The 7,549-nt window shown below is 50.1% G+C and carries 8 protein-coding genes; 6 read left to right on the top strand and 2 right to left on the bottom strand.

Going from position 1 to position 7,549, the window contains the following annotated elements; genetic code table 11:
• Positions 1–216 precede the first annotated feature (216 nt).
• Positions 217–759: a copper resistance protein NlpE gene (locus BZG79_RS08870; RefSeq protein ID WP_077576749.1), complete on the bottom strand. Its 543-nt coding sequence runs from the start codon at positions 757–759 to the stop codon at positions 217–219.
• Positions 760–1,032: 273 nt separating this feature from the next.
• Here BZG79_RS08870 and BZG79_RS08865 point away from each other — a divergent pair, with 273 nt between their 5' ends.
• The 6 genes from BZG79_RS08865 (at position 1,033) to BZG79_RS08840 (ending at position 6,337) form a co-directional block, all read left to right on the top strand.
• Complete coding sequence (locus BZG79_RS08865; protein WP_077460678.1) at positions 1,033–1,719, top strand: type 1 glutamine amidotransferase domain-containing protein; 687 nt, start codon at positions 1,033–1,035, stop codon at positions 1,717–1,719.
• A gap of 130 nt (positions 1,720–1,849) precedes the next feature.
• Positions 1,850–2,524: a response regulator transcription factor gene (locus BZG79_RS08860; RefSeq protein ID WP_077460679.1), complete on the top strand. Its 675-nt coding sequence runs from the start codon at positions 1,850–1,852 to the stop codon at positions 2,522–2,524.
• A complete protein-coding gene (locus BZG79_RS08855; RefSeq protein WP_077774220.1) occupies positions 2,521–3,810 on the top strand; it encodes a HAMP domain-containing sensor histidine kinase in 1,290 nt (429 codons plus the stop codon). The genes BZG79_RS08860 and BZG79_RS08855 overlap by 4 nt, the downstream gene beginning before the upstream one ends.
• Before the next feature lie 75 nt (positions 3,811–3,885).
• Positions 3,886–4,644 (top strand): MipA/OmpV family protein, encoded by a 759-nt coding sequence (locus BZG79_RS08850; RefSeq protein WP_077774219.1) that lies wholly within the window; start codon positions 3,886–3,888, stop codon positions 4,642–4,644.
• 27 nt (positions 4,645–4,671) lie between these two features.
• Positions 4,672–5,793 (top strand): alpha/beta hydrolase, encoded by a 1,122-nt coding sequence (locus BZG79_RS08845; protein WP_077679461.1) that lies wholly within the window; start codon positions 4,672–4,674, stop codon positions 5,791–5,793.
• A gap of 64 nt (positions 5,794–5,857) precedes the next feature.
• Positions 5,858–6,337, top strand: a complete 480-nt coding sequence (locus BZG79_RS08840) for a YaiI/YqxD family protein (protein ID WP_021023434.1) — start codon at positions 5,858–5,860, stop codon at positions 6,335–6,337.
• Between the two features lie 55 nt (positions 6,338–6,392).
• Here BZG79_RS08840 and BZG79_RS08835 read toward each other — a convergent pair whose 3' ends face one another.
• Positions 6,393–7,295: a LysR family transcriptional regulator gene (locus BZG79_RS08835; protein ID WP_077679460.1), complete on the bottom strand. Its 903-nt coding sequence runs from the start codon at positions 7,293–7,295 to the stop codon at positions 6,393–6,395.
• Positions 7,296–7,549 lie beyond the last annotated feature (254 nt).

Genomic DNA, 7,549 nt, shown 5'->3' with positions numbered 1-7,549 from the left:
CCTCTATTTAAGTGTTAAACCATAGAGTGAAATATCGTCAAGTTTTATTGGCAACAAATTTGTCACTTAAAGTGACAAATTGTGCGAACAGTGGGGGAGAAAAGAGAGTGAATCGCAGCATTAAGATAGAAAAAACAGCGAGAGCGCGTCATTCTAGGGCTAAAGGAGAAAAAATACGCCCTACCGCTTGTTGTGAGCGATAAGGCGCTCGACGCATTACTGCTTTTTCAATTTGTACATATCAGCGAGATCGCCGTTGATGGTCTCGCCATTCATGTCTTGCATAATAACTTGGTTTTCGGCCACGAAGAATTGATTCGGGCTATCAGTTAAGCCTTCAAGAACCACAACGCTGCCTGTTTGATCCCAGGAAAAAGAACCTTCTTCCTTGAATGCTTCTCCCTGTTTACCCAAGTAAGTTTTGCTAAGAACGTAGGTATTGTCTTGGTTAAGCGTCAGTGTGGTATCAATACCTTCACAATCGGCGCAAGGGATCACGCCTTGGTAGGTACCATCCCAGTCCAGCGAGGTTTTGGCGTTGTGGTGATCGGCCATTTCATAAACCGTATCCTCAGCGTTGTCGATAGCCGTTTCCGCACTGTCTAATGCTTGTTCGGTGCCTTCTTTTACTGCAGTTTGGGCGTTTTCTACGCTAGATTCGACTTGCGACTTTCCCTCTTGAGGGTCGTTTGTTTGTTGTTCACAGCCAACTAAAACGGCGACGAGTGCGAGAGGGGCGAGTAGGTATGTTTTTTTCATGTTGACCTCATTGTATCGATGTTAAGTCTGAAGCGATGCGGGCGATGGCCTGCAATGGATGAGACTATTGTAGGCAATGCGCAGGTTAGGCTGTCATTCCTGAGCTAGTATTAGGTCAGCGTTAGACTAGGAAAGTAAATAAACCGTCAATTGATTGTATTGATCTAAGCGGGTACCCATTACGTTTACCTCTTTGGCCTGTTAGTCTAGCTAATGACAATACAGAGTAAATGAATGAAATATCATCCAAACGCGTGACAAGAAGGAGCGATGATGCAACAACATAAAATTTTGATGGTGCTAACATCCCACGATGCCATGGGCGATACGGGTCACCAGACAGGCTTTTGGCTTGAAGAGTTCACGACCCCTTATTACGCGTTTAAAGATGCCGGCGCAAGCATTGTTGTCGCTAGTCCCAAAGGCGGCAAGGCACCGATTGATCCGAATAGCGAGGCGGAAGATGCGCAGGCTGATTCAACACGTCGTTTTGACGGGGACGCTGAGCTACAAGACATGGTTAATAATACCGTCAAGCTAAGTGATATTAATGCTTACGAATATGACGCCATTTTCTATCCCGGTGGCCATGGTCCATTGTGGGACTTGGCGGAAGATCCAACCTCGCGTCAATTGATCGAAACCTTCTATTACCAGGGCAAACCTGTCGGTGCGGTGTGTCATGGCCCGGCTGTGTTCCGTCATACTCGTTCAGATCGCGACGAGCCGTTAGTAAAGGGCAAGCGAGTCACCGGCTTTACCAACGGTGAAGAGGCCGCGGTTGGCTTAACCGAGGTCGTTCCTTTCTTAGTGGAAGATATGCTCAAAGAAAACGGTGGTATGTACGAAAAAGCGGATGATTTTACCTCATTTGTGGTCACCGATGGCAACCTAGTCACTGGGCAAAACCCAGTATCGTCTGAAGCGTGCGTCAATGCGGTATTGGCGTTGTTAAAGTAAGTCATATGATAGTCTTTCGATGAAAGCGCCTGCGGGCGCTTTTTTTTGTATCGGGAGACATTAAGAGGGGGGTTTTTTATCCAATGGATTCGTGTAGATTAAAAACGACACGGATACAAGAGCACGCCGCATGAAAATACTCATCATTGAAGATGACCACGATCTTAGCCTCGCGATTTCAGAATATTTAGAGCTGCATCATATCGACTGTGATTTTGCCTATAACGGCGAAACCGGTGTTCAGCTTGCCAGCCAGCAGACGTTTGATTGTGTGATACTCGATAATATGCTGCCCAAAACACAGGGTATGGCGGTTTGTCGTGAGCTGCGCGAACAGGGCATTGATACCCCGGTGTTAATGCTGACTGCGTGTGATGCGGAAACCGACCAGCTTGAGGGCTTTCGTGCCGGCGTGGATGATTATGTAGTTAAACCTTGCACCATGCCTTTGTTGCTCGCACGTTTACAGGCCTTGCATCGGCGTCATCACCCGGTGCGAGAATGTATTACCATTGCCGATCTGACGATTTATCCCAAAGAGCATATCGCGTCGCGCGGTGACACGCCGCTTAAACTGACCCCTATCGGTTGGAACATTCTGTTGCTACTCGCGCGCCGCTCACCCACTGTGGTGTCCAGAAGCGATATTGAAGAGGCGATTTGGGCCAGCGAGGATGTGCGGCAAGGGACCATTAACGTGCATCTTCACCATTTGCGCAAAGTAGTTGATAAGCCCTTTACAAAAACGCTGATCCACACCCATGTCGGCATTGGTTTGTCCCTTTCCGAGGCTCCGCCTGTATGAGCCAACGTCCTGTTCGAAGCCTCGCGGCACAATCGCGCCGCCAGCTTGTGTTGATGGCGGTGGCGATCTTTATCGGGTTATTGGCGCTTGTCACCGTGTTTAGTTTTTATCAAATCAGTCAGGCAGGCAAAAACTACATGCGGCTCGATGCTATCAAACTAGAGCAAAAGCTGACCGCCGATCCTAACTATCTATTACCCCAAAGCGACACTGTCAGTGCGTATCGAGATTGGCAGTCTATCCCAAAATCGGTGCGTGATTTGTTTTCCTCAGAGCCGATACAACCCGATGATCCGATTGAAATTCAGCGCATTAATTCTAGTGGAGCGCGTGAGTATGGTTATTTGTTGTACTCCGACCAGCATCTATCGCAAGGATTATACCTAGTCGAATTTGAAGCGGCAGAAAAAATCRAAGCATTAGCCGCCATGATTGTCGAGCGCTCTTTGGCCGATGCCAGCGTGTTAATTGCCGCTTTTATGCTGGTGCTTGTCACCGTGATTGGGCTGTTGTTCAACAACGCATTAAAGCCACTGAAAGAGTTGGTGGCATGGTCAGCGCGGGTAAAAACACACCCGGATCAAGCTATCGATGTGCGCTTTTCGGTACGTGAAGTTAACCAAATCGCCGACCACTTGATGGCCTCGTTGCAACAGGTGCGTGAGTATAACCAACGGGAGCAGCAGTTTTTAAAGCATGCCAGCCATGAACTGCGCACGCCCTTGGCGATCATGCAGGCATCCTTGGATACTTTGTCGCTGCGTATCGATAACAAGGATGCCAGTTATCCGGCATTGCAGCGTGCCTCGCGTGCCAACGTTAATATGATGGCGCTGTCTGAATCACTGCTTTGGCTAGCACGGCAACATCCGGATAAGGTTCGTCAATCAAAGGTCGACCTAGGATCGCTTTGCGCAACCCTCGTGGATGAGCTGGCATATCTTGCAGCGCATAAGCCAGTGACTGTCCATATCGATAATCACAGTGATCCTATTTGTATCGAGAGGGAATTGTTTCGTATTGCGAGTACCAACCTGATTCGCAATGCGCTCACCTACAGTGCGCCCGGCGCGATTGAGATTAAGATCACCAATGGGCAGTTTTCGATTGCCAACCCTATTGATTCAGGCGTGGACGAGAATCAGATCGGATTTGGCCTAGGTCTACAGCTTGTTGAACGCATTGCCAGTCAGCTTAACTGGCATTTTGAATTTCAGTGCGACGCTCAGGTGGCGAGGGCGCTGATCAATTGGGAAGCGGCGCACAAAATGACGGGAGTGTCTTAAGGTTTTCTTAATACCGGTTGTTTCAAGATAAGGGCGAACTCTCAGTTACTATTTCGCCATTATGGAGAACAGCCGGTGAACCCATTTGTCACGCTTATCTGTTTACTTTTAACCTTGATGCCTTGGGTTGGACACGCGCAAACCGACAGTATGTCTGGGGATATTTATCTGACCGTCGGTCTGGTCGGCTATACCGAGCCGTCGATTTATAAAGATGGCGAAGATGACCAAGACATTGAGTTGGTGGTTGAGGYGCAATGGGAGGGGATTTTTTATCGTAACGATACCCTAGGTGTGTATCTCGCCGAGGGCGACAGCTGGTATGTGTCGGCGGGTGTGGGCGACGATGTGTTTGGCGACCATACCCGCGGTGACAGTAAAACCCTCAAGGATATGAAAAGCCTCGATAAGGTGTATACCGCTAATCTAACCACGGGATGGGTAACATCGGTGGGCTATTTTGAGCTGGGCTACCATCATGATATCTCGGATAATCATAACAGTGGCGCAGTAGTGGCTCGCTATGGCGCTCCCATAGAGCAAGGCCAGTGGGTGGTGGACCCACAATTGTCACTGACTTGTGTGGGTCGCGCGGTGAGTCGTTATTATGTCGGCGTGTCAGCGCAAGATACCAAAGCTGGCCGACCTACTTACCAACCTGATCAAACCTGCAAATTCCAATCCGACCTCAATCTCTATTACACGCTTGGCCGTGCGCATCATCTGTTGTTGGGGGTGAGCTATCGCCACTATGGCGATGAAGTATCAGACAGCCCGATTGTTGATAGAGATGATCTTTGGTCGTTCAATACCGGCTATTTATACACCTTTTAGCGGCAATTGGGTGGAGGGAGAAAGGGGATGAAGTGGCTAAAGCGAGGCTTGATAGCATTGATGCTGATAGGCGTTTTTGTGGTGATAGCCATGGATGATCCAAACGCGGGGCTGTATCGTCAAGCCATTCAGTTTAACGCAGGCGATAATCAGCTCACGGGTGAGTTAATTTTACCTGAAAGTACTGAAACACCGCATCAGTGTGTGGTGTTTGTGCATGGCTCAGGTGATGTGCCGATCGATGCGTTTGGTTATTACCTCCCACTTTGGCGAGTGTTAGCGGCGAATGGGTGGTGTGCAATGTCTTGGCATAAACCGGGCGTGGGGGATTCCAGCGGAGATTGGCGGTCGCAATCGATGCAAGATCGCGCCGATGAAGTCGCCGTGGCGATTCGCTATTTGCGCCAAGTTTTGGGGCTAAAGGATGGCAAGCTGGGGTTGATGGGCTTTAGCCAAGCTGGTTGGGTGATCCCTAAGGTGGCGCACCAAGTGGAAGATATCGACTTTTTAATCAGTGTAGGCGGTGCAGTCAACTGGATGGCCCAATCCCAGTATTCTGGACGTCAACGACGATTAGCCACCGGATACAGTGAATCCGCTATTGCGGAAGAGCAAGCTGCCGAGGCGACAGTGGATGCCTTGATCCAATCCGGCGCGTCGTATCAGCAGTACCTCAACCACGTAAACTCGAATGGCAACGCGCCCATGAGCGAGGCCTTTTGGCAATTTGTACAACGTAATTGGGCCTCGGATGTGACTGCTGATTTAATCGATCTCGACGTGCCCACGTTAGCGTTGTTTGGTGCGCGGGATGCTTATGTCGACTCAGATAAAACCGCTTCTACGTATCACCAGCTGCTCGCTAACGCGCCGCTGCCTTTTTATCACGTGCGTGTGTTTGAAAATGCCGACCACAGCCTACTGCGCACCGATAATATCGCCAATGCACACAGTGAGCGTCACCGCTGGTTAACACTGGCACGGGTTTGGTGGCAAGGGGAGGCAGCGTTTGCAGATGGCGTGATACCATGCTTAACGTCTTGGCTAGCGCAGTTTAAGAGCGGGCGGCCAACACAGCCTAATATCTGCGCGCCTGAGCAGCCAAGCGATGTAAAGCCAGTACTAAACGCGGATACGACGCAGGGGTAACGTTTCAATTTGCGGTGAATTGGGGTTTAATGCAGACATTGACGCTAACGCTAAGAGAACCAGTATGCAAATATGGGTAGATGCGGACGCTTGTCCGGTCGCGATGCGCGAGATGATTGTTCGTGCGGCACACCGAACACAGATTCAAGCCACCTTTGTAGCCAACCAATTTATTCGTTTGCCGCCGTCGCCCTATGCCAGCGCACGTCAGGTAGAAAAGGGCTTTGATGTGGCGGACAACCAAATTGTTGCCGATGCCGTCGCCGGGGATTTGGTGATCACCCAAGATATTCCCTTAGCGGATGAAGTGATTGAAAAAGGCGTCACGGTAATTAACACCCGCGGTGAATTGCTCACCAAAGAAAACATCCGTGCCCGACTCAATATCCGTGATTTTATGGAAACCATGCGTAGTAGCGGCGTGCACACAGGCGGGCCCGCACCGCTTGGCCCGCAGCAAAAACAAGCCTTTGCCAACCAACTTGATAAATGGCTGGTTAAAGCTCAGCGTTATCATGCTGCGCAAGCAAAATCGTCTGATTAAGCCGGCGCGCTTATTCTCTTACTAAATAGCTTTTCTCACTTAACTTTTCTGCTGGCTAAATAGCAACCGGTGCCCACTCGCTATCTGCGAAGTGGGCAATCAGCGCATCTAGCAATGCGCGCACCGCCGGTGGTTGGTTGCGACGTGACGGGTACAAGGCGTAGATATCCATCGCTTTGGGTTGCCAATCGGGGAGCACGACTTCCAGCTGACCTCGCGCAATGGCACTATGCGCCAAATAAACTGGCTGCATGCTCACGCCCATTCCCTGAATGGCGGCACTGAGTAAGGTTGTCGCCTCGTTGGCAGACAGCTTACCTTGCACCTCAACTGCGGCGTGTTCCTCACCTTTGTCTAAATGCCAAATTGGCCGATCAAATTGTTTGTAACTGAGGCAGCTATGCGCGGTGAGATCGTCTGGTGAGCGGATTGGTGCATGGGCGGCTAAATAATCCGGTGCCGCCACCAAGACGGAATCACACGCGGCGATCGGGCGACCAATTAAGGAAGGGTCGGGGTTGGACGCAATACGGATGGCAATATCAATCCGTTCCGCAATCAAATCGATCGCCTTATCCTGTACTTCAATATCCACATCGACGCCGGGGTGAGCGGCCATAAAGGGCTTTACCGCGGGGATTAATTGCGCAAAACCAAACGACATACTGGTCGCCACCCGCACTTTGCCAGTTAAGCCCGCCTCTTGCTGCCATTGCTGTGTCAGGACATTGGCTTGCTCAACCCATTGTTCCAGTTGTGGCAAGCTTTGTTCGCCGGCGGAGGTTAACGATACTTTGCGCGTAGTGCGCTGTAATAAGCGCACGCCTAACCAGTCTTCTAGCGCTTCGACATGGCGAGTCACCATGGGGCGCGACATCTCAAGACGCTCGGCCGTGGCGGTAAAACTTTGTGTAAGGGCAACATCAATCAATACGCGAGCGGCAGTCAGTGTGTCCATGTCAATCTCATCTTTGCTTAAGAGCTAGCCGTTCGTAACACGGTACGATCAGTTTATATGCTCGAATTATGAAATAATGATGTAAATTATTAGCTATATATTCGAACAAGTCGAGCCCGTAAACTGCGCAGCATCTCAACACCGAATGCAAAACAACGGAGCACGACGATGAAATTGATAAAAACCCTAGCCGCCTCTTTATTACTGACCGGTAGCGCAATGGCAGCAAATAATGCTGAACCCTTGAACCTAGA

Source organism: Salinivibrio sp. MA427, assembly GCF_001996115.1.
GTDB lineage: Bacteria > Pseudomonadota > Gammaproteobacteria > Enterobacterales > Vibrionaceae > Salinivibrio > Salinivibrio costicola.
The sequence above is the reverse complement of the archived record's forward strand: the minus strand, read 5'-3'. Positions and strand labels throughout refer to the sequence as shown.

Excerpts from the sequence above, each read along its gene's own strand:
- BZG79_RS08845 (WP_077679461.1), top strand. The coding sequence starts at position 4,672 with ATGAAGTGGCTAAAGCGAGGCTTGATAGCATTGATGCTGATAGGCGTT.
- BZG79_RS08865 (WP_077460678.1), top strand. The coding sequence starts at position 1,033 with ATGCAACAACATAAAATTTTGATGGTGCTAACATCCCACGATGCCATG.
- BZG79_RS08860 (WP_077460679.1), top strand. The coding sequence starts at position 1,850 with ATGAAAATACTCATCATTGAAGATGACCACGATCTTAGCCTCGCGATT.
- BZG79_RS08835 (WP_077679460.1), bottom strand. The coding sequence starts at position 7,295 with ATGGACACACTGACTGCCGCTCGCGTATTGATTGATGTTGCCCTTACA.
- BZG79_RS08870 (WP_077576749.1), bottom strand. The coding sequence starts at position 759 with ATGAAAAAAACATACCTACTCGCCCCTCTCGCACTCGTCGCCGTTTTA.
- BZG79_RS08840 (WP_021023434.1), top strand. The coding sequence starts at position 5,858 with ATGCAAATATGGGTAGATGCGGACGCTTGTCCGGTCGCGATGCGCGAG.